This window comes from Acidovorax sp. A1169 (assembly GCF_030704685.1).
In the GTDB taxonomy this organism is placed as follows: Bacteria; Pseudomonadota; Gammaproteobacteria; order Burkholderiales; family Burkholderiaceae_C; genus Acidovorax.
Genome location: NZ_JAUZDX010000019.1, coordinates 78,749 through 96,867, shown reverse-complemented (window position 1 = coordinate 96,867; position 18,119 = coordinate 78,749). Strand labels below are relative to the sequence as shown.

19 protein-coding genes are annotated in these 18,119 nt (G+C 64.4%); 16 read left to right on the top strand and 3 right to left on the bottom strand.

Annotated features, from left to right (window positions below):
- Nucleotides 1–5: 5 nt before the first annotated feature.
- The 8 genes from ribH (at nucleotide 6) to QYL93_RS24970 (ending at nucleotide 6,219) form a co-directional block, all read left to right on the top strand.
- Nucleotides 6–470: a 6,7-dimethyl-8-ribityllumazine synthase gene (gene ribH, locus QYL93_RS25005; RefSeq protein WP_305746196.1), complete on the top strand. Its 465-nt coding sequence runs from the start codon at nucleotides 6–8 to the stop codon at nucleotides 468–470.
- The gene (gene nusB / locus QYL93_RS25000) at nucleotides 467–1,099 is read left to right on the top strand and encodes a transcription antitermination factor NusB (RefSeq protein ID WP_305746195.1); all 633 of its coding nucleotides are present in this window, start codon (nucleotides 467–469) and stop codon (nucleotides 1,097–1,099) included. The genes ribH and nusB overlap by 4 nt, the downstream gene beginning before the upstream one ends.
- Nucleotides 1,100–1,205: 106 nt before the next feature.
- The gene (locus tag QYL93_RS24995) at nucleotides 1,206–2,390 is read left to right on the top strand and encodes a pyridoxal phosphate-dependent aminotransferase (protein ID WP_305746194.1); all 1,185 of its coding nucleotides are present in this window, start codon (nucleotides 1,206–1,208) and stop codon (nucleotides 2,388–2,390) included.
- Nucleotides 2,391–3,206: 816 nt separating this feature from the next.
- Nucleotides 3,207–3,635 (top strand): tol-pal system-associated acyl-CoA thioesterase, encoded by a 429-nt coding sequence (gene ybgC / locus QYL93_RS24990; RefSeq protein WP_305746193.1) that lies wholly within the window; start codon nucleotides 3,207–3,209, stop codon nucleotides 3,633–3,635.
- Nucleotides 3,632–4,336, top strand: coding sequence for a protein TolQ (tolQ, locus tag QYL93_RS24985; protein WP_057206632.1), 705 nt, complete (start codon nucleotides 3,632–3,634; stop codon nucleotides 4,334–4,336). The genes ybgC and tolQ overlap by 4 nt, the downstream gene beginning before the upstream one ends.
- 4 nt (nucleotides 4,337–4,340) lie before the next feature.
- Nucleotides 4,341–4,763 (top strand): biopolymer transporter ExbD, encoded by a 423-nt coding sequence (locus QYL93_RS24980; RefSeq protein ID WP_057206631.1) that lies wholly within the window; start codon nucleotides 4,341–4,343, stop codon nucleotides 4,761–4,763.
- A gap of 65 nt (nucleotides 4,764–4,828) precedes the next feature.
- The gene (tolA, locus tag QYL93_RS24975; protein ID WP_305746192.1) at nucleotides 4,829–5,818 is read left to right on the top strand and encodes a cell envelope integrity protein TolA; all 990 of its coding nucleotides are present in this window, start codon (nucleotides 4,829–4,831) and stop codon (nucleotides 5,816–5,818) included.
- A 14-nt stretch (nucleotides 5,819–5,832) separates the two neighbouring features.
- Nucleotides 5,833–6,219 (top strand): energy transducer TonB, encoded by a 387-nt coding sequence (locus tag QYL93_RS24970; RefSeq protein ID WP_305746191.1) that lies wholly within the window; start codon nucleotides 5,833–5,835, stop codon nucleotides 6,217–6,219.
- Between the two features lie 206 nt (nucleotides 6,220–6,425).
- On the opposite strand, the gene QYL93_RS24965 is transcribed toward QYL93_RS24970, so the two are convergent.
- Nucleotides 6,426–7,766, bottom strand: coding sequence for an MFS transporter (locus QYL93_RS24965; protein ID WP_305746190.1), 1,341 nt, complete (start codon nucleotides 7,764–7,766; stop codon nucleotides 6,426–6,428).
- Nucleotides 7,767–8,033: 267 nt separating this feature from the next.
- Here QYL93_RS24965 and cyoA point away from each other — a divergent pair, with 267 nt between their 5' ends.
- The 7 genes from cyoA (at nucleotide 8,034) to QYL93_RS24930 (ending at nucleotide 15,253) form a co-directional block, all read left to right on the top strand.
- Nucleotides 8,034–9,098: a ubiquinol oxidase subunit II gene (cyoA, locus tag QYL93_RS24960; protein WP_305746189.1), complete on the top strand. Its 1,065-nt coding sequence runs from the start codon at nucleotides 8,034–8,036 to the stop codon at nucleotides 9,096–9,098.
- Nucleotides 9,099–9,122: 24 nt separating this feature from the next.
- Nucleotides 9,123–11,132: a cytochrome o ubiquinol oxidase subunit I gene (gene cyoB, locus QYL93_RS24955; RefSeq protein ID WP_305746188.1), complete on the top strand. Its 2,010-nt coding sequence runs from the start codon at nucleotides 9,123–9,125 to the stop codon at nucleotides 11,130–11,132.
- The gene (gene cyoC, locus QYL93_RS24950; protein WP_305746187.1) at nucleotides 11,125–11,784 is read left to right on the top strand and encodes a cytochrome o ubiquinol oxidase subunit III; all 660 of its coding nucleotides are present in this window, start codon (nucleotides 11,125–11,127) and stop codon (nucleotides 11,782–11,784) included. The genes cyoB and cyoC overlap by 8 nt, the downstream gene beginning before the upstream one ends.
- Nucleotides 11,785–12,228 (top strand): cytochrome o ubiquinol oxidase subunit IV, encoded by a 444-nt coding sequence (gene cyoD / locus QYL93_RS24945; protein ID WP_305746186.1) that lies wholly within the window; start codon nucleotides 11,785–11,787, stop codon nucleotides 12,226–12,228.
- A 127-nt stretch (nucleotides 12,229–12,355) separates the two neighbouring features.
- Nucleotides 12,356–13,156, top strand: coding sequence for an SURF1 family protein (locus tag QYL93_RS24940; protein ID WP_305746185.1), 801 nt, complete (start codon nucleotides 12,356–12,358; stop codon nucleotides 13,154–13,156).
- 45 nt (nucleotides 13,157–13,201) lie between these two features.
- Nucleotides 13,202–14,557, top strand: a complete 1,356-nt coding sequence (locus QYL93_RS24935; RefSeq protein ID WP_305746184.1) for an ATP-binding protein — start codon at nucleotides 13,202–13,204, stop codon at nucleotides 14,555–14,557.
- 84 nt (nucleotides 14,558–14,641) lie between these two features.
- Nucleotides 14,642–15,253, top strand: a complete 612-nt coding sequence (locus QYL93_RS24930) for a response regulator transcription factor (RefSeq protein ID WP_305746183.1) — start codon at nucleotides 14,642–14,644, stop codon at nucleotides 15,251–15,253.
- A gap of 18 nt (nucleotides 15,254–15,271) precedes the next feature.
- Here the strand turns inward: QYL93_RS24930 and QYL93_RS24925 are convergent, their stop codons facing one another.
- Nucleotides 15,272–15,859, bottom strand: coding sequence for a TetR/AcrR family transcriptional regulator (locus QYL93_RS24925; protein WP_305746182.1), 588 nt, complete (start codon nucleotides 15,857–15,859; stop codon nucleotides 15,272–15,274).
- Between the two features lie 152 nt (nucleotides 15,860–16,011).
- Here QYL93_RS24925 and QYL93_RS24920 point away from each other — a divergent pair, with 152 nt between their 5' ends.
- Nucleotides 16,012–16,767, top strand: a complete 756-nt coding sequence (locus QYL93_RS24920) for an SDR family NAD(P)-dependent oxidoreductase (protein ID WP_305746181.1) — start codon at nucleotides 16,012–16,014, stop codon at nucleotides 16,765–16,767.
- A 423-nt stretch (nucleotides 16,768–17,190) separates the two neighbouring features.
- Here QYL93_RS24920 and QYL93_RS24915 read toward each other — a convergent pair whose 3' ends face one another.
- Nucleotides 17,191–17,955 carry a toll/interleukin-1 receptor domain-containing protein gene (locus tag QYL93_RS24915; RefSeq protein WP_305746180.1) on the bottom strand — a complete coding sequence of 255 codons (765 nt, stop codon included), beginning with the start codon at nucleotides 17,953–17,955 and terminating at the stop codon, nucleotides 17,191–17,193.
- Nucleotides 17,956–18,119 lie beyond the last annotated feature (164 nt).

Here is an 18,119-nt window from a genome sequence, read left to right as displayed (position 1 = left end):
CCACTATGTTTGGCGCAGAAAAAGGAACAGCGGACAAGCTGGACGGCAAGAAGCTGCACATCGGCATCGTGCAGGCCCGTTTCAACGAGGGCATCACCAACGCCCTGGCAGCGGCATGCCGTGCCGAACTGCTGGCCCTGGGCGTGCAGGAAAAGCACATCACGCACGTGCTGGTGCCCGGCGCACTCGAAGTGCCCGTGGCCCTGCAGGCCCTGTGCGAGGCCGACGAGTACGATGCGCTGATCGCCCTCGGGTGCATCATCCGCGGCGAAACCTACCACTTCGAACTGGTGGCCAACGAATCGGGCGCGGGCGTCACGCGCCTGTCGCTCGACTACCAGATCCCGATTGCCAACGCCATCATCACCACCGAAAACCTCGAGCAGGCCATTGCGCGCCAGACCGAGAAAGGCACGGACGCCGCCCGCGTCGCCGTGGAGATGGCCAACCTGCTGGAAGACCTGTCATGAGCGATAACAACAACCACAACAGCGACGACGCCACTACCGTCGGCAACAGCCATCCCTCGACGCGCCCGCCCAAGCAGGCACGCACCGGCCTCAAGAGCACCGGCGTGCGCAAGGCGGCCTCCAAGTCCAACCGCAGCCGCGCACGCGAGTTCGCGCTGCAGGCGCTGTACCAGCACCTGGTGGGCGGCAATGCGCCAGAGGCCATCGACGCCTTCACGCGCGACCTGGCCGGCTTTCACAAGGCCGACTCGGTGCACTACGACGCGCTGCTGCACGGCAGCATCAAGCTGGCAGCCGAGATGGACGCGCTGATCACCCCGCTGCTGGACCGCAAGATGGCCGAGATCTCGCCCATCGAGCACGCCGTGATGTGGATCGGCGTGTACGAGTTCCAGCACTGCCTGGATGTGCCGTGGCGCGTGGTGCTCAACGAGTGCATCGAGCTGGCCAAGGAGTTCGGCGGCACCGACGGCCACAAGTACGTGAACGCCGTGCTCAATGGCCTGGCCCCGCAACTGCGCGCGGCAGAAGTCGCGGCCGACAAGGCCTCGGGCGCCACCACGGCGCCTGCCGCAGCATCGGAACCTGAAGAAGCCGCCGCTGCAGCCGACGACAGCGAAGAGGGCTGACAGCCCCTGCCCCGGGCCGCCGCCATGGTGCGCAGCCCGCGGCCCCCACCCTTCTCCCCCGCGCCAGCCACCCCCTGCCCCGCCGGCAGGACCAGGACCCATGCCCATGAAGTTCTCCTCCCGCGCCGAGCGCATTGAACCGTTTTACGTGATGGAAGTGGCCAAGGCTGCGCAGGCCATGGCACGCGAAGTGGCCGGCACCCGCGAGCCGATGATCTTTCTGAACATCGGCGAGCCCGACTTCACCGCCCCGCCCCTGGTGCAGGAGGCCGCCGCCCGCGCCGTGCGCGACGGCGCCACCCAGTACACCAACGCCCTGGGCCTGGAGCCCCTGCGCGAGCGCATCAGCGCCTGGTACCAGCAGCGCTTTGGCGTCAACGTGCCGGCCCGCCGCATCGTGGTCACGGCCGGCGCATCGGCCGCGCTGCAGCTGGCGTGCCTGGCGCTCATCGAGTCGGGCGACGAGATCCTCATGCCCGACCCGAGCTACCCCTGCAACCGCCACTTCGTGAGCGCGGCAGACGGCAAGGCCGTGCTCGTGCCCACCACCGCGGCCGAGCGCTACCAGCTCAGCGCCGAGAAGGTGCGCGCCGCCTGGACCGACAAGACCCGCGGCGTGCTGCTGGCGTCGCCGTCCAACCCCACGGGCACCTCGATCGCGCCCGATGAGCTGCGCCGCATCCACGAGGTCGTGCGCGCGCACGACGGCATCACGCTGATCGACGAGATCTACCTGGGCCTGTCGTACGAAGAAGAGTTCAGCCACACGGCGCTGGCCATCGACGAGAACATCGTCAGCATCAACAGCTTCAGCAAGTACTTCAACATGACCGGCTGGCGCCTGGGCTGGATGGTGGTGCCCGAGGCCATGGTGCCCGTGGTCGAGCGCCTGGCGCAGAATTTGTTCATCTGCGCGAGCACGGTCTCGCAGCATGCGGCGCTGGCCTGCTTCGAGGCCGAGAGCATTGCCGAATACGAGCGGCGGCGGGCGGAGTTCAAGGCGCGGCGCGATTTCTTCATTCCCGCTCTGCAATCGATGGGACTGTCGGTGCCTGTGATGCCGGATGGTGCTTTTTATGCGTGGGCGGATTGCTCCGAGGCTGCTTCTCGTCTTGGGGTCAGCGGTAGCTGGGATTTTGCGTTTGAGGTGATGAAGCGGGCGCATGTGGCGGTGACGCCTGGGCGTGACTTCGGGACTGCGGAGACGGAGCGGTTTGTGCGGTTCTCTACTGCGAATTCGATGGCGCAGTTGGAGGAGTCTGTTGCTCGGTTGCGTCGTCTGCTGGGGTGATCTGCTTAGTGGTTGCTTCTGTTCTTTTGTTGAAGGCGGAGGCCGGGTCTCGGCCCGGCGGCCGAGGTACTTGTTCTTTGCTTCGCCAAAGAAAAGTACCCAAAAGAAAGGCGACCCCGCTGCCCGTGTCCCCCTCGCCCGAGGGGCGAGGGGGCAGCCAGCGATGCTCGGGCCTGGGGTGCACCGCGGAACTCGCTGCGTTCCCCCTGCGGGCGAACTCCGCTCGAACAACCGCGGTGAGTCAGTTCACGAGGCGCGTGTCCTTCGGCACGCGCTCACCCCAGGCCCTGCGCTTCTCGGCACGGTCAGAAGGGGGTGGGAACGGGCTCCATACGGGCCATTGCTTCGCTCGGCCCGGTGTGCCGTCGCTGCGCTCGGCCTGGGCAGAGCTATCGCGCCCAAGCCGTCGGCAGCGCGCACCGCGCGCGTCCCCGACCCCAGGCGCAGCTGCGCAGCAGCAGCCGTCTTTGACCCCGCTCCCCACCCCTGCTGGCTGCGCCGAGAAGCGCAGGGGCTGGGGTGGGTGCGTGTGCCGCAGGACACACGCACTTCGTGATCTGGCTTGCCGCAGCTGTTTGAACGGAGTTTGGCCACAGGCCAAACGCAGTGAGTTCTGCGGCACCACCCCAGGCCCGAGCATCGCAGGTTGCCCCCGTTCGCCCGACAGGGCGTACGGGGGACGCAGACTGGGGGACGCCTTCTCTTTGGTGACTTTCTCTTGGCGACGCAAGAGAAAGTTACTGCGCCGCCGGGCGCACACCCCGGCCTCCGCCCTCAACACAAGCACGCAGCAACCACAAACCAAGAGGCAAGCACATGCCCTTTGAATTCCCCATCCGAATTTATTGGGAGGACACCGACGCGGGCGGAATAGTCTTCTACGCCAACTACCTCAAGTTCTTCGAACGCGCCCGCACCGAATGGCTGCGCTCCCTGGGCATAGGCCAACAACGCCTGAGGGAACAAACCGGCGGCATGTTTGTCGTAACCCACAGCCAGGTACGTTACTTGCGCCCCGCCAGGCTCGACGATGAACTCATTGTTACCGCCCAGCTGCAAGAGGCCGGCCGCGCATCGTTGACAATACTGCAGCAAGCGCTCCTGAAACCAGAGCACGACATGACCGAAAATCCGCCCGCACTGCTCAGCGAAGGCACCATCCGCATCGGCTGGGTGGACGCCGCCACCCTGCGGCCCGCGAGAATACCGAGCACCCTTCTGGAACAACTCTCAACAACACCATGAATTCCCAAAACATGTCCATCCTCAGCCTGGTGCTGCAGGCCAGCTGGGTGGTGCAACTCGTCATGCTGCTGCTGCTGGTCGTCTCCGTCGCCAGCTGGGCCGCCATCTTCCGCAAGCTGTTCGCACTCAAGCGCATCAAGTCGCTCAACGACGATTTCGAGCGCGACTTCTGGTCCGGCACCAGCCTGAACGACCTGTTCGCCAGCGCCGCCCAGAACGCCAAGAACGCCGGACCCATGGAACGCATCTTCGCCAGCGGCATGCGCGAATACCAGAAACTGCGCGAGCGCCGCATCACCGATGCCGGCACCCTGATGGACGGCGCACGCCGCGCCATGCGCGCCAGCTTCCAGCGCGAGATGGACGTGGTCGAATCAAGCCTGTCGTTCCTGGCCACCGTGGGTTCCGTCTCGCCCTACGTGGGCCTGTTTGGCACGGTGTGGGGCATCATGCACGCCTTCACCGGCTTTGCCGGCATGGAGCAGGTGACCCTGGCCACCGTGGCCCCCGGCATCGCCGAGGCGCTGGTGGCCACCGCCATCGGCCTGTTCGCCGCCATCCCGGCCGTCATCGCCTACAACCGCTTCGCGCGCGACATCGACCGCGTGGCCACGCACCAGGAGACCTTCATCGAAGAGTTCTCCAACATCCTGCAGCGCAACCTGGGCGCGCAGCAACCCGTCTCGGCATCGGGGCACTGACACCATGCCCGCCATGGCATCCCGCGGCCGAGGCCGCCGCACCATCAACGAGATCAACATGGTCCCGTTCATCGACGTGATGCTGGTGCTGCTCATCATCTTCATGGTGACGGCCCCCATGCTCACCCCCGGCATGGTCGACGTGCCTAGCGTTGGCAAGGGCAAGAACCTGCCCAAGGTGGTGGCGCAGGTCATCGTCAACAAGGACGGCTCGCTGCAGCTCAAAACCCCCGAGGCCACCCGCAGCATGAGCCAGCGCGAGATCGGCGAAGCCGCGTTGCGCTGGCAAAAGGACCAGACAAAAGAGACGGCTGTCATCATTACGGCCGACAAGGGCGTTGTATACGACAACGTGGTCAAGGCCATGTCCGAACTGCAGAAAGCCGGTGTGCAGCGCGTAGGTCTCTCCGTCAAACAGGGCGGCTGAAGCCGAAGTGCCCCGCCTTCCCTGATTGACTGAACCGAAGACGACGTACACGCTCTACTCCCTCCATGCACGCCCAAGACGACCGCGACCAGTTTGCGCCCCCCGCACCCCCTGCCCGCCTGCGAGCCATCTCGCTGGCGGTGCTGGTGCACCTGGCGCTGATCGGCGCACTCACCTGGGGCGTGAACTGGAAGGCCAGCTCCGACCAGCCCGCCGTGCAGGCCGAACTGTGGGCCGCCGTGCCCCAACAGGCCGCGCCGCCCGAAGTGACGCCGCCGACACCTCCGACCCCGCCCACCCCTCCCGTGCCACCGCCGCCCGAGCCCCGGCCCGCGCCGGTGCCCCCGCCTCCCCCCCCACCGCCGCCACGTGCCGTGGAGCCGGATACGCGCGAGGCCGACATCGCCATCGAGCGCGAGAAAAAGCGCCTGGAGCAGGAGAAAAAGGCCCGCGCCGAGAAGCTCGAACGCGAAAAGCGCGAGCGTGAGCGCAAGGAAGACGAGCGCGAAGAGCGCCTCGAAAAGGAAAAGAAGGAGAAGCTCGCCGAGCAGAAAAAGGCCGAACAGGAACGGCAAAAGAAGCTGCTCGCCGATGAAAAGCGCAAGGCCGAAGACGCCAAGGACGCGAAGGAAGCCAAGGACGCCGCTGCCAAGAAACAACAGCGCGCCGAGGCTGAGGCCAAGCAGCTCGCCGCCCAGCGCGAGGCCAACCTGCGCCGCATGCAAGGGCTGGCGGGCTCCGAGGGCAACGAAAAATCGACCGGCACCGCGCAGCGCGACGCTGGCCCCTCGGGCGGCTACGGCGGCCGCGTGGCCGCCAAGGTCAAGCCCAACATCGTCTACCCCGACGCGATCTCGGGCAACCCGCGCGCCGAGGTCGAGGTGCGCCTGGCGCCCGACGGCACCATCGTCGGCAAGCGCCTGGTGCAGTCCAGCGGCAACAAGGCCTGGGACGACGCCGTGCTGCGCGCCCTGGACAAGACCGAAACCCTGCCGCGCGACGTGGACGGGCGCGTGCCCCCCTCGCTGACCATCGGGTTCAGGCCGCAGGACTGACAGGCAGTCGCTTCATGCAATTGCACCGCTATCTCCTTTTGTGCACCCTGGTCCTGGCCACCGGGCTCTCGGCGGCCCAGGGCATTGCCAACCCTGCCGCCACCCCATCCATCGCAGCCGGCCCTGCTCGCAATGAACCCCCGGACTACCCGCCCATCTCACTGCGCAACGGCGAGGAGGGACTGGTCGAAGTCAGGGTACTGGTTGACAACCAGGGTTTGCCCCTGAAGGCCGAAGTAAAGCGCTCCAGCGGTTTTCCCCGGCTGGACACTTCCGCACGCCAGGCGACCATGCGCTGGCGCTACCAGCCCGGCACCGCAGGTACAGGGCCGGAACCGACCTGGATGGTCGTTCCCATCAACTTCGTGCTTGAAGGCCCGAGCCCAGTACCTTCCAAGTGATGCACCCAGCGCACTGGCCCCCATGCCGCTGAGCTGCCGGCTGGTGTGCCCTGGTTGATGCAGACGCCGGCAGGCACCAGGCGGCAGCCAATCGACAAAAAACCCGGTGGCCGCCAAGGCAGCCACCGGGTTCTTGCATCGCTTCTCTATGGGGCCGTGCCTTGTTGTCAACAGGCCCGCCCCTCGCTCTCTCTTGTAAAGCTCGCCTAGCGGTCGCGGCGCTCCATGCGGCGGTTCAGGTTCAGGGCGCCCAGCGTGCAGGCCACGCCAGACAGCAGGTACACCGTCACGGCCAGCAGGCCGAACTGGGCCGACAGGCCCAGGGCCACCAGCGGGGCAAAGGCGGCGCCGATGATCCAGGCCAGGTCTGCCGACAGGGCGGCGCCCGTGTAGCGGTACTTGGGCGAGAAATTGGCCGTCACCGTGCCCGATGCCTGGCCGTACGACAGGCCCAGCAGCACAAAGCCCAGCAGCAGGAACATGGTGCTGCCCACTTCGCCGCTGTTGAGCAGCACCGGCGCCATGAAGCTGAACACGCCGATCAGCACCGCCATGCCACCCAGCAGCTTGCGCCGGCCCAGGTGGTCCGACAGCCAGCCCGAGACCATGATGGCCCCGGCCGCCAGGAAAGCGCCGACGATCTGCACGCCCAGGATCTGGGTGACGGGCTGGTCGGTGTACAGCGTGATCCACGACAGCGGGAACACAGTGACCAGGTGGAACAGCGCAAAGCTGGCCAGCGCCGCGAAGGCGCCCAGCAGCACGTTGCCGCCCTCGTCGCGCATCACCTCGTGCACGGGCACGGGCTGCAGCTCACGGTCCTGCAGCAGCTCGGTGTACGACTGCCCCACCACCAGGCGCAGGCGGGCGAACAGGGCCACCACGTTCACGGCAAAGGCCACGAAGAACGGGTAGCGCCAGCCCCAGGCCAGAAACTCCTGTACCGTGAGGTTGGCGTACAGATACGCGAACAGGCCGGCCGCGAGCACAAAGCCCACGGGCGCGCCCAGCTGGCCGATCATGGCGTACCAGCCGCGGCGGTGCTTGGGCACCGACATCGCCAGCAGCGACGGCAGGCCGTCCCAAGACCCCCCCAGCGCCAGCCCCTGGCCGATGCGCAAAATCAGCAGCGCCACGATGGCCGAGGTGCCCAGGTCCTTGTAGCCCGGCAAAAAGGCCATGCCCACCGTGCACACGCCCAGCAAGAAGAGCGCAATGGTCAGCTTGGTGCCCCGGCCCCAACGCCGCTGGATGGCCATGGAGATGGCGGTACCGATGGGCCGCACCACGAAGGCCACGGCCAACAGCGCAAACGAGGCCAGCGTGCCGTCCAGGCGCGACATGAAGGGGAACAGGAACGACGGGAACACCAGCACGCAGGCGATTCCGAAGACGAAGAAGTCGAAATATTCGGACGAGCGCCCGATGATCACGCCCACCGCGATTTCGCTGGGGGTTACCTCTTCATGGGTGTCCGCGCGGGAAAGGGAGTCATGGCCTTCTTCAAAGCCATTCGCTGGGTAGATAGCAGAGGCGGGACTGCTCATGGAAGGGATTCCTCGTTGTGTAACAGATACACCTACGTTTTACACCCTGGCCCTATTGAGGGCAAGTGCGCTTTCCCTGAAGTTCTTGCAGGACAAATGCCATAGTGTGCTCACGACGGGGTCAAGGCCTGGAGCCAATGGCACCGGAATGGGGCAAAAGCTTGACCTTGGACAAAATGTCCAATGGACAAATTTGGTGGCCCTATTACATTGAGTGGCAAATTGTCATTCGCGTTTACCCCTAAACGCTTTTGTTGGGCCCATCACATGTTCAAACTTCCCCAACTTCGCAGGCCGGCATGGCTTGCGTTGGCGGCCACAGCCACCAGCCTCGCCGGCTGCAGCAAGGCTGTCGTCCTCAACCCCGCAGGCGACGTCGCCTCGCAGCAGGGCCACATGGTCGTGCAGGCCACCTTGCTGATGCTGATCATCATCGTCCCGGTGATCGCCCTCACGCTGTGGTTCGCCTGGAAGTACCGCCAGTCGAACACCGCCAACACCGAAGCGGACTACGACCCCGACTGGCACCACTCCACCACGCTGGAGCTGGTGATCTGGACCGTGCCCCTGTTGATCATCATCGCCCTGGGCGCGCTGACCTGGATCGGCACCCACAAGCTCGACCCCTACCGCCCGCTCGACCGCATCTCGGCCACCAAGCCGCTCGAAGCCCAGGCCACCCCCCTGGTGGTGCAGGTCGTCGCAATGGACTGGAAATGGCTGTTCTTCTACCCCGAGCAGGGCATCGCCACGGTCAATGAGCTGGCCGCCCCGGTAGACCGCCCCATCCTGTTCAAGCTCACCGCCACCTCCACGATGAACTCGTTCTACGTGTCCAACCTGGCAGGCATGATCTACGCCATGCCCGGCATGCAGACCGAGCTCAACGCGGTGATCAACAAGCCCGGCGTGTACCCCGGCATCGCATCGCACTACAGCGGCGCTGGCTTCTCGGGCATGACCTTCAAGTTCCACGGCCTGAGCCAGGGCGACTTCGAGCAGTGGGTGGCCAAGGCCAAGACCGAAGGCAAGGCGCTGGACAAAACCACTTACCTGAACCTCGTCAAGCCCAGCGAGCGCGACCCCGTGCAGCGCTTTGCCAGCGTGGAAGACGGCCTGTACGACAAGGTGCTCAACCGCTGCGTCGAGGAAGGCAAGATGTGCATGCACCACATGATGAGCATCGACGAGCGCGGCGGCGAGGCCTACATGAAGGCCATGGGCATCAACCTGCCCCAGGACGTATGCACCACCGACAACGCCGCCCAGATCGTGGCGGCCCTCGAAGCGCGCCACGCCACGGTCCACGACCGCACCCTTTCCCGCCAATGATCCGCGCCTAAGAGACTGACTACCATGTCCACCTCACCCGTTACCGCATCACCGCATTGGGCCTTGGGCCGAATCACCTGGGACTCCATTCCCATGGCGCACGAGCCCATCGTGCTCATCACCTTCATCGGCGTCGTGCTCGGCGGCCTGGTCGTTCTGGCCGGCATCACCAAGTTCCGCCTGTGGGGCACCCTGTGGCGCGACTGGATCTGCAGCATCGACCACAAGAAGATCGGCATCATGTACATGATCCTGGGCGTGGTCATGCTGCTGCGCGGCTTTGCCGACGCACTGATGATGCGCCTGCAGCAGGCCATGGCCTTTGGCGACAACATGGGCTACCTGCCGCCGCACCACTACGACCAGATCTTCACCGCCCACGGCGTGATCATGATCTTCTTCGTGGCCATGCCGCTGGTCACCGGCCTCATGAACTACCTCGTGCCGCTGCAGATCGGCGCGCGCGACGTGTCCTTCCCGTTCCTCAACAACTTCAGCTTCTGGATGACCACCGCCGGTGCCATCCTGGTGATGGTGTCGCTGTTCCTGGGCGAGTTCTCCACTGCAGGCTGGCTGGCATTGTCGAACCTGGGGGCGCAGAACCCGGGGGTGGGGCTGGACTACTACATATGGGCACTGCAGATCGCCGGGGTGGGCACCACGCTCTCGGGCATCAACCTGATCGTCACCATCATCAAGATGCGCGCACCCGGCATGAACCTCATGCGCATGCCCATCTTCACGTGGACGGCCCTGTGCACCAACGCACTCATCGTCGCCTCGTTCCCCGTGCTCACCGCAGCGCTGGTGCTGATGTCGCTGGACCGCTATATCGGCACCAACTTCTTTACCAACGACCTGGGCGGCAACGCCATGCTGTACGTGAACCTGATCTGGATCTGGGGCCACCCCGAGGTCTACATCCTGATCCTGCCGTGCTTCGGCATCTTCTCTGAAGTGGTGGCCACGTTCTGCAAGAAGCGCCTGTTCGGCTACACCTCCATGGTGTACGCCACGGTGGTGATCACCATCCTGTCGTACCTCGTGTGGCTGCACCACTTCTTCACCATGGGCTCCGGCGCCAGCGTGAACACCTTCTTCGGCATCACCACGATGATCATCTCGATCCCCACGGGCGCGAAGATCTTCAACTGGCTGTTCACCATGTACAAGGGCCGCATCCGCTTCGAGCTGCCCATGATGTGGACCCTGGCCTTCATGGTCACCTTCGCCATCGGCGGCATGACCGGCGTGCTGCTGGCCGTGCCCCCGGCCGACTTCGTGCTGCACAACAGCCTGTTCCTGATCGCCCACTTCCACAACGTGATCATCGGCGGCGTGCTTTTCGGCCTGTTCGCCGGCATCAACTACTGGTACCCCAAGGCCTTCGGCTACAAGCTTGACCGCTTCTGGGGCCTGTGCTCCTTCTGGCTGTGGGTGGTGGGCTTCTATGTCGCCTTCATGCCGCTGTACATCCTGGGCCTGATGGGCGTCACCCGCCGTGCCAACCACTTCGAAGACCAGTCGCTGCAGATCTGGTTCGTCATCGCCGCCATCGGCGCCGGCCTGATCGCCCTGGGCATCGCCTGCCTGCTGATCCAGATCGTGGTGAGCTACTTGAAGCGCGAACAGCTGCGCGACCACACCGGCGACCCATGGGACGCCCGCACGCTGGAGTGGGCCACTTCGTCGCCCCCACCGGACTACAACTTCGCCTTCACCCCCAAGGTGTACGAGATCGACGCCTGGTGGGACATGAAGAAGCACGCCTACGCGCGCCCCCTCACCGGCTATGCGCCCATCCACATGCCTTCCAACACCGGCTCGGGCGTGATCATCTCGGGCCTGTCGCTGGTGCTGGGCTTCGCCCTCATCTGGCACATGTGGCTGCTGGCCGGCCTGTCGTTTGCGGGTGTGGTGCTGGTCGCCATCGTCCACACGTTCAACTACAAGCGTGACTTCTACATCCCCGCCGCGCAAGTGACGGAGACCGAGAACCTGCGTACCCAACAACTGCGTGCCAGCCATGTCTGATATCACCTACAACCAAGCCGCCGCCGCCATCACGCAAGGCGGCCCCACGGGCGCCACGCTGGCGCGCCGTGAGTACCACCTGGCGCACGAGCCGCACCCCGAAAACGGCACCGCCCTCGGTTTCTGGCTCTACCTGATGAGCGACTGCCTCATCTTCGCCGCGCTGTTCGCCACCTACGGCGTGCTGGGCCGCAGCTACGCCGCCGGCCCCACCGGCGCGCAGCTGTTCGACCTGACGCTGGTGGCCATCAACACCGCCTTCCTGCTGGCATCGTCGATCACCTTCGGCTTCGCCATGATCAAGAAGCAGCAGAACAACGTGAATGGCACGCTGCTGTGGCTGGCCATCACCGGCGTGTTCGGCCTGTGCTTTCTGGCGCTGGAGCTGTATGAGTTCTACCACCTGATCCACCAGGGCGCGGGCCCGCAGCGCAGCGCCTTCCTGTCGGCGTTCTTCACGCTGGTCGGCACCCACGGCCTGCACGTCACCTTCGGCCTGATCTGGCTGGTGGTGCTGATGCTGCAGATCAAGAAGCACGGCCTGATCCACGAGAACAAGCGCCGGCTGATGTGCCTGTCGATGTTCTGGCACTTCCTGGACGTCGTCTGGATCGGCGTCTTCACCTTCGTGTACCTGATGGGAGTGCTGTAAATGAGCGCCGCACAACACACCGCCAACGCTGGCCACAGCCATGACGATCACCACGATGACCACCATGGCGACGTAGGCCCGCACAGCACGTTCTCGGGCTACATGGTCGGCTTCGTGCTGTCCATCATCCTCACCGCCATCCCGTTCTGGCTGGTCATGTCCAAGGTCATTGCCGACCGCAACACCGCCATCCTCGTGCTCGGCGGCTTCGCGGTGCTGCAGATCCTGGTGCACATGGTCTGCTTCCTGCACATGAACGGCAAGGTCGAGGGCGGCTGGACGCTGCTGTCCACCATCTTCACCGTGGTCTTCGTGGCCATTGCCATCAGCGGCACGCTCTGGGTCATGTTCCACATGAACGCCAACATGATGCCCGGCCACCCCACGCCCACCCCGCCCACCCAGACGGAGAGCGGCGCGGCAGCGGGCCACCACACCCCTTGATGGGTGCAGCGCCCCGACGCCCCACGACGATGCGGGGCGGGGCGTACACCAACCCTTGCGAAGCGGCCGCCCACAGCGGCCGCAGCTGTTTTGGGGCCAGTGCAATGACCGAACCAAGGACCTTCCGATGACCGCAACCCAAGCAGCCCCTGCAGCATCGCGACGCTGGCGCCGCGCCGTGCTGCTGGTGCTGGGCATCTCCCTCTTCCTGGGCTTTGTGGCCCTGGGCACCTGGCAGGTGCAGCGGCGGGTGTGGAAGCTCGACCTCATCGAGCGCGTGGACCAGCGCGTACACGCCGCCCCGGTGGCCTTGCCCCCGGTCAGCGACTGGCCCGGCATCAACGCCGCAGGGCATGAATACCTGCCCGTCACCCTCACCGGCCACTGGCTGCCCGGCAAGACCGTGCTCACCCAGGCCGTCACGGCCCTGGGCTCGGGCTTCTGGGTCATCAGCGCACTGCAGCAGGCCGACGGCACCCAGGTGCTGGTGAACCGAGGCTTCATCCCGCAAGACCAGCGCGCCGAATGGGCAGGCAAAGTCGATACAGCCCCCGCCACTGTGCAGGGCCTGGTGCGCATGACCGAGCCCAAGGGCGGCTTCCTGCGCAGCAACGACCCTGCAGAGCAACGCTGGTTCTCGCGCGACGTGGCGGCCATTGCCCAGGCACTGCAGCTGCCCCGCGCAGCCCCCTTCTTCATCGACGCCGGCCTGCCCACGCGCGGCGTGGCCAACCCCACGGCCGAGGCGGTGGAAGTGGCCGGCACCGCCGCCACCACGGCGGGCACCACCTGGCCGCGTGCGGGGCTCACCACCATCCGCTTTGCCAACAGCCACGCGGTGTATGCCCTCACCTGGTACGGCCTGGCGCTGATGGTGCTGGGCGCAGGCTGGTTCGTGGTGCGCTACGAGCGGCGGCAGACGCGCTAAGCCCGCCAACTCAGCACGTCAAACTAAGCGAACTAAACTCAAGCCATGCCCCTGCAACGCCTCGCCAAGCGCGCCGAGTTCTTGCGCAGCCCGCGCGCTGCCGATGCCGCCGCCGGCATCAAGAACCTGCAGCAGCTCATTCAGCTGCGCTGGATGGCCGTCATCGGCCAGGTCTTCACCATCGAGCTGGCGCACCACAGCCTGCGCCTGACCATACCCCTGCACCAGATGCTGATGGTGGTGGGCTGCCTGGCCGTGTTCAACGTGATCAGTCTGCTGCGCCTGCGCACGGGCGTGCAGGTGCGCAATGTGGAGCTGTTTTTGGCCCTGCTGGTGGACGTGGCCGTGCTCACCACGCAGCTGTACCTGAGCGGCGGCACCAGCAACCCGTTTGTCTTTTTGTACCTGCTGCAGATTGCGCTGGGCGCCATCTTGCTGCGCGGGGCTTATATCTGGAGCATGGTGGGCATCAACACCGCGTGCTTTGCCCTGCTGGCCAACTACCACCTGCCTTTGGCCCTGCCGCAAGACCTGCACCAGGGCCTGTCGAGCCTGTACGTCATTGGCCTGCTGGTGTGCTTCGTGCTCAACGCGATTTTGGTGGTGGTGTTCATCACCCGCATCAACCTGAACCTGCGCGAGCGCGACGCCCGCCTGGCCGCCGCGCGCCGCCGCCGGGTGGAAGAAGAGCACATCGTGCGCATGGGCCTGCTCGCATCGGGCGCCGCGCACGAACTGGGCACGCCCCTTTCGACCCTGGCCGTTATTCTGGGCGACTGGCAGCACGACCAGGAGCTGATGGGCGACGAGCTGCTGCGCGAAGACATCGAAGAAATGCGCACCCAGGTGCAGCGCTGCAAGAGCATCGTCAGCGGCATCTTGCTGTCGGCCGGCGAGGCGCGCGGCGAAGAGTCGGCCCAGACCACCGTGCGTACCTTCGTCGACGCCCTGGCCGAGGAGTGGCGCACCACGCGCTCGATACCCGCGTTTTCGTACCGCAACGACTTTGGCGACGACACGCCCATGGTGTCGGACACCACGTTGAAGCAGATGGCTTTCAATGTGCTGGACAATGCACGGGACGCCTCGCCCCAGTGGGTGGAACTGCTGATCACCCGCGACGACAAGGCCGAGGTGCCCGCACTGTGCATCACCGTCAACGACGCAGGCCCCGGCTTTGCGCCCGGCATGCTGGACCACCTGGGCGAGCCCTACCAGTCCACCAAGCAGCGCCCCGGCAGCGGCCTGGGCCTGTACCTGGTGGTGAACGTGGCGCGCACCCTGGGCGGCAGCGTCACGGCCCGCAACCGCACTGGCGACGGCGAAGGCAGCGGCGCGCAGGTCAGCATCCGCCTGCCCCTGGCCGCCGTGGCCATGCCGCGCGGCCACCGGCTGGCGTGATGGCCTGGTGAGTGACCGATGACGACGAACAACACACCGCAGTAGCAGCAAGCAAGTAAGCAAGCACACCTGGACCCCACCGCCATGACGGACGACAGCACCACCAGCCCGGCAGCACCCGCAGCCGCAGCAGCGCCCAAGGACGAAGCGGCGGCGGCAGCCAGCAACAAGCCCCAGTTGCTCATCGTCGAAGACGACGAGGCCTTTGCCCGCACCCTGGCCCGCTCGTTCGAGCGCCGCGGCTACCGCGTGCTGCAGGCCGCCAGCCTGCCCGAGGTGGAAGCCTTGCTCACCCAGCACACCCCCGGCTACGCCGTGGTGGACTTGAAGCTCAAGGGCGATGCATCCGGCCTGGCGTGCGTGCAAAAGCTGCACGCCGCCAGCGAAGCCATGCTGATCGTCGTGCTCACCGGCTTTGCCAGCATCGCCACCGCGGTGGAGGCCGTGAAGCTGGGCGCCTGCCACTACCTGGCCAAGCCGTCGAACACCGACGACATCGAGGCCGCGTTTGGACTCAAGGCTGGGGACACCGAGGTGGATGTGACGAATCGCTCCAGCTCGCTCAAGACGCTGGAGTGGGAGCGGATTCACGAGGTGCTGGCGGAGACGGGGTTCAATATCTCGGAGACGGCGCGGCGCTTGGGGATGCACCGCCGCACCCTGGCGCGCAAGCTGGAGAAGCAGCAGGTTAGCTAAGGGCGTTTGCTGCCTTGATCAGGCCGCTGTTGGCCAAGTCGACAAGGCCTGATCCACCACCCCATTCAGCACCTCACGGCTGAACCCCGCCTTGGCCTGCACTCCCATGCCGTGCAGCACCGCGCACAGGTAGGTGGCCAGCGCTGCGCAGTTGGCCGTGGGCGGCAGGTCCCCCTCCTGCTGGGCGCGCTCGAAGCGCTCGCGCAGCAATGCCTCGCCATTGGCCCGCGCATCGATCAGCGCGCGCCGCACGGGCTCGGCATCGTCCGACCCTGCCAGCACGCCGTTGATGCCCAGGCAACCCGTGTGGTCCGGGTAACGGGTGTTGAGCTCCACGGCATTGCGCAGGATGTACTCCGCCACCTCGTGCGAGGTCGGCTGCGTGAGCCCCACGGGGATGAAATCCATGTAGTGCTCGTAGTACCGCTCCAGCGCCCGCAGGAACAACGCTTCCTTGTTGCCGAACGCCGAGTACAGCGCGGGCCGCTCCACGCCGGTGGCCTGCACCAGATCGGTGTAGGAGGCGCCCTCGTACCCCTTGCGCCAGAACACGCACAGCGCAGCATCCAGCGCCACGTTCACGTCGAACTCTCGCTGGCGCCCCATCAGACCACTGCCTCGGCTTTTTTCATAACGGTCGATATTAAACCGCTTGACCCCTCCTGTCGAATTTCATAACATTCGTTATCATAACGATTGTTATGTTTTGACCCGAGCCATCTCGGCAAGGGCGATCAACGTACCCACAGGAGTTTTTCATGCAGAAATCATTGGCAGGCAAGGTGGCACTGGTCACGGGCGGCTCGCGCGGGCTGGGTGCAGCCACGGCGCTGGCGCTGGCCGACAAGGGGGCCGACGTGGCCATCAGCTATGTGGCGTCTGCCGACAAGGCGCAGGCCATCGTCGAGCAGCTCAAGGCCAAGGGCGTGCGCGCCCTGGCCGTGCAGAGCGACCAGGCCGACACAGCTGCCGCCAAGCCGCTGCTCGATGCCGTGCTGGCCCACTTCGGGCAGCTCGACATCTTGGTCAACAACGCTGCCATTGCCGTGCAAGGCAAGGCCGTGGGCGAACCTGGCCTCGATACCGAAGGCCTGGACCTGCAGTGGCGCATCAACGTGCTTGGCGCCGTGGCCACCACGCGCGCCGCAGCGCCCCGGCTGGCAGACGGCGGGCGCATCGTCTTCATTGGCTCGGGCCTGGGCAGCCGCGTGGCCTTTGCGGGAGTGGCCGACTATGCCGGCACCAAGGCGGCCATCGTCGGGTACGCCAAGGGCGTGGGCCGCGACCTGGGCCCGCGCAATATCACCGTGAACGTGGTGCAGCCCGGCATCATGCCCACCGACATGGCCGCTGGCGCAGCCGGCAACCTGCCCGACAGCATCATGGACCTGCACGCCATACGCCGCATCGCCACCGTGGAAGAAGTGGCCGCGGCCGTGTGCTTTCTGGCCGGGCCCGAGGCTGGCTACGTCACGGGCGGCGTGCTGGACGTGAGCGGCGGCTTCCAGATCTGACGCAGGGGCACGCACGCATGGCTACCGTCATCGGCATCATCGGCGCCGGCGAAGTGGGCAGCCACATTGCGCGTGCCTCAATTACAAGCTACTAGTGAAGGTTTGCAAAGCCCCGGAAGAACAGCCGGTAATGCGCGCGGATGCGCCTGGTGCCTGAGCAACCACCCTGCTTGCACTCGCTCGCGCGGTTTGCAGGCCCGTCTTGGGCTGCCGCCTTGACGCTCCGCCTTTCGGCCATCCACAGACTGCCCCACGCAAACAGCAGGGCCTCCAAAAAACCTCAACTCTCCAGATTTGCGCCCATATGAATCAATAACTTACGTGCGCTGTTTTTGAAAAATCAGGGGTTTTTAGAGGCTCCCAGCAGCATAAGGCGAGCTGTCTTAAAAAATACATATTATCTCAAGTCACTTGAGAATATATTTAATTTGGTTTTCCTTGTTCACTCAATATAGCCAACTCTTTTAATATATGAGTTGGCAATCTACTACCAAAGCGATCTACGACCAGCTCAAACGGCGCCCCACTCCCAACCATATCAAGCGCCTGTTTATACAACATACTCAGAGGCTCCTTGTCCTCCACCCGGGACCGATCAACCTCGCGTTCGATTCGACGAATTCTAGAATTCATCATTCTCGTCGTTTCCAAAATCTCACTCAGCACATCCTCTTTAGGACGTGGTTTCGATGGAGGCTGTGACTCAGTTGTCGCAAGGATTTCAGCAAATCGACTCTCAAACTGCGGCCAATAAGTGGAAAATACCTGCTCGAGAATTCTATTGTCCAATCCATTATTTCCAAGAGAACCATTCAGCGTCTTCACCAGCCCAAGCACACTCTCTCTATTTGGAAATGTATGATTAAACTGAGCCAATGGATCCTCAATATCTTTAGGCTCAAGATCTACCAATAGCGTACAAACACGCGATGTAGACAGGCCTTTTGCAAGCGCTCCTGCTTCAAAAAGAATCCAGGGGCGATTTTTATTTTCCTGTGTCAAACATATTATTCCAACAGTGGTGTCCTTCAATTGATCATTTATCTCACCAAACCACAACGACCCTCGATCCAAATCCCTAGTAGAAATCCATGGGCGAGATGCTTGGATTACACAACACAACCAATCACTTAGGAGACCTGCAACATCCTTGCTCCGAGCCCCCGACCAACTCAAAAATACCTTCATACACACTCCAATTTTTAAAATTAATAATCAATGAGCATTCACCCCCAACAACCCTTTTGCAAATTTAATCTCAGCAACTCCGAAAATTAAAATCAATCCAAAAACGATTCAAAGGGCCTTAAGGCGGAATCCAACCTTCTACTATGCGCAGCAGCTCTCAATTC

Bases quoted from the DNA above. Each gene is read 5' to 3' on its own strand.
- tolA (WP_305746192.1), top strand. From the start codon at position 4,829: ATGCACGCCCAAGACGACCGCGACCAGTTTGCGCCCCCCGCACCCCCT.
- ybgC (WP_305746193.1), top strand. From the start codon at position 3,207: ATGCCCTTTGAATTCCCCATCCGAATTTATTGGGAGGACACCGACGCG.
- tolQ (WP_057206632.1), top strand. From the start codon at position 3,632: ATGAATTCCCAAAACATGTCCATCCTCAGCCTGGTGCTGCAGGCCAGC.
- nusB (WP_305746195.1), top strand. From the start codon at position 467: ATGAGCGATAACAACAACCACAACAGCGACGACGCCACTACCGTCGGC.
- cyoD (WP_305746186.1), top strand. From the start codon at position 11,785: ATGAGCGCCGCACAACACACCGCCAACGCTGGCCACAGCCATGACGAT.
- QYL93_RS24965 (WP_305746190.1), bottom strand. From the start codon at position 7,766: ATGAGCAGTCCCGCCTCTGCTATCTACCCAGCGAATGGCTTTGAAGAA.
- QYL93_RS24935 (WP_305746184.1), top strand. From the start codon at position 13,202: ATGCCCCTGCAACGCCTCGCCAAGCGCGCCGAGTTCTTGCGCAGCCCG.
- QYL93_RS24915 (WP_305746180.1), bottom strand. From the start codon at position 17,955: ATGAAGGTATTTTTGAGTTGGTCGGGGGCTCGGAGCAAGGATGTTGCA.
- cyoC (WP_305746187.1), top strand. From the start codon at position 11,125: ATGTCTGATATCACCTACAACCAAGCCGCCGCCGCCATCACGCAAGGC.
- QYL93_RS24930 (WP_305746183.1), top strand. From the start codon at position 14,642: ATGACGGACGACAGCACCACCAGCCCGGCAGCACCCGCAGCCGCAGCA.
- QYL93_RS24940 (WP_305746185.1), top strand. From the start codon at position 12,356: ATGACCGCAACCCAAGCAGCCCCTGCAGCATCGCGACGCTGGCGCCGC.
- ribH (WP_305746196.1), top strand. From the start codon at position 6: ATGTTTGGCGCAGAAAAAGGAACAGCGGACAAGCTGGACGGCAAGAAG.
- QYL93_RS24995 (WP_305746194.1), top strand. From the start codon at position 1,206: ATGAAGTTCTCCTCCCGCGCCGAGCGCATTGAACCGTTTTACGTGATG.
- QYL93_RS24970 (WP_305746191.1), top strand. From the start codon at position 5,833: ATGCAATTGCACCGCTATCTCCTTTTGTGCACCCTGGTCCTGGCCACC.
- QYL93_RS24925 (WP_305746182.1), bottom strand. From the start codon at position 15,859: ATGGGGCGCCAGCGAGAGTTCGACGTGAACGTGGCGCTGGATGCTGCG.
- QYL93_RS24980 (WP_057206631.1), top strand. From the start codon at position 4,341: ATGCCCGCCATGGCATCCCGCGGCCGAGGCCGCCGCACCATCAACGAG.
- cyoB (WP_305746188.1), top strand. From the start codon at position 9,123: ATGTCCACCTCACCCGTTACCGCATCACCGCATTGGGCCTTGGGCCGA.
- QYL93_RS24920 (WP_305746181.1), top strand. From the start codon at position 16,012: ATGCAGAAATCATTGGCAGGCAAGGTGGCACTGGTCACGGGCGGCTCG.
- cyoA (WP_305746189.1), top strand. From the start codon at position 8,034: ATGTTCAAACTTCCCCAACTTCGCAGGCCGGCATGGCTTGCGTTGGCG.